The organism is Aurantimicrobium sp. (genome assembly GCF_036667855.1).
GTDB lineage: Bacteria > Actinomycetota > Actinomycetes > Actinomycetales > Microbacteriaceae > Aurantimicrobium.
This window is the reverse complement of record NZ_JAVWTF010000118.1, coordinates 1-1,037: the sequence shown is the minus strand read 5'-3', so window position 1 is coordinate 1,037 and position 1,037 is coordinate 1. Positions and strand designations below refer to the sequence as shown.

The following is a 1,037-nucleotide window of genomic DNA, read 5'->3' as shown; positions in this document are numbered from 1 at the left end:
GGGCCTTGTACACACCGCCCGTCACACCATGGGAATTTGTTGCACCAGAAGTAGGTAGTCTAACCGCAAGGAGGACGCTTACCACGGTGTGGCCGATGACTGGGGTGAAGTCGTAACAAGGTAGCCGTAGGGGAACCTGCGGCTGGATCACCTCCTTAACGAAAGATTGACGATTGGTAAGAATCCACAACAAGTTGTTCTTCATGAAGATGTATCTGAGGGTCTGTAGCTCAGTTGGTTAGAGCACACGCTTGATAAGCGTGGGGTCACAAGTTCAAGTCTTGTCAGACCCACCAAATCTGATTGCAGTAGCTTGGATTGAAAGATATGTCGTTCATTAAGTGATAAGCTGGGGACTTAGCTTAGTTGGTAGAGCGCCTGCTTTGCACGCAGGAGGTCAGGAGTTCGACTCTCCTAGTCTCCACCATACATTACAAAGTAATGTAAAAAACGAAAGTTAAATTCCAAGATAGCTTATAGAATTTAGTAAGTAGATAGCTTATTAAGTTCTGTGATTTATCACAGTTTACTACTCACCGACGAGGTGGTAGTTAATCATTAACAGATTAGAAAATTGAGTCTGAAATAAATTGTTCAAACTTGATTCATTCGAAAGAATGTAATTGAGAACTAGCAAATTAACTGAATCAAGCGTTTTGGTATATGAATTAGATTGAAGCTGTATAGTGATTAAATTCACAGACAACAGATGGTAGCAATTAAGTTTGCAACGATAACACTCACTTGTATGTGTTAACGACTGTTTGGGGTTGTATAGTCAAGTAATTAAGTGCATGTGGTGGATGCCTTGGCAGTCAGAGGCGATGAAAGACGTAATAGCCTGCGATAAGCTCCGGGGAGGCGGCAAATATCCTGTGATCCGGAGATTTCTGAATGGGGAAACCCACCCGCTATAAGGCGGGTATCATAAACTGAATACATAGGTTTATGAAGCGAACGAGGGGAAGTGAAACATCTCAGTACCCTTAGGAAAAGAAATCAATTGAGATTCCCTTAGTAGCGGCGAGCGAACGGGG

Annotated in this window: 2 tRNA genes and 2 rRNA genes; all 4 read left to right on the top strand. The window is 43.1% G+C overall.

The features are described 5' to 3' along the window. Nucleotides 1–158: ribosomal RNA gene (locus RR877_RS10620) — 16S ribosomal RNA — on the top strand; the annotation flags it as partial. Nucleotides 159–219: 61 nt separating this feature from the next. Then, a tRNA-Ile gene (locus tag RR877_RS10615) sits at nt 220–296 on the top strand. A 55-nt stretch (nt 297–351) separates the two neighbouring features. Beyond that, nucleotides 352–427, top strand: a tRNA-Ala gene (locus RR877_RS10610). A 349-nt stretch (nt 428–776) separates the two neighbouring features. Next, nucleotides 777–1,037: ribosomal RNA gene (locus RR877_RS10605) — 23S ribosomal RNA — on the top strand; the annotation flags it as partial.